Source organism: Shewanella sp. ZOR0012, from assembly GCF_000798835.1.
Classification (GTDB): Bacteria; Pseudomonadota; Gammaproteobacteria; order Enterobacterales; family Shewanellaceae; genus Shewanella; species Shewanella xiamenensis.
Genome location: NZ_JTLE01000076.1, coordinates 1 through 438 on the forward strand (window position 1 = coordinate 1; position 438 = coordinate 438).

1 protein-coding gene is annotated in these 438 nt (G+C 50.0%); it reads right to left on the reverse strand.

What is annotated here, in order from left to right:
- Positions 1-13: 13 nt before the first annotated feature.
- A partial coding sequence (locus L976_RS01650; protein WP_047533570.1) for an IS4 family transposase occupies positions 14-438 on the reverse strand: 425 nt, incomplete at its 5' end.

Genomic DNA, 438 nt, shown 5'->3' on the forward strand with positions numbered 1-438 from the left:
GCCTGTCTCTTGATCACAAGTCTTCGTGATTGAGAGACATGGCCAATTCGTAACCCTCAAGGATGGTTTGTAACCTAAACCATCCTTCCCACAATACCTCTACACAAGCCCGGCCTGTCCGCTTGGTATCTTTCCAACCCCCTAATCTGGCCAGACGCTCGTACGCCCACTGCATATCGGGTGCCTGTTGAGGTAACGGACGTCCCTCCATTTTCAGCCAAAGTAATTTCCACGCTTTCTGACCCAATAGCGTTTCACAACATTGTGCTGCCACTTCCGCTTTGGATACCTTCATAAAGCGAAGCTGGAGTAAGCGTGTGGCGATAAAAGCCAGTATCACACTCATACGCTCCAGATTCTCACGGCACTGCATTCTCAGCTCTTCCACCGCGGTGCCACTGCTTTTCCATACCTTGTGGTAATCTTCAATCAACCAAC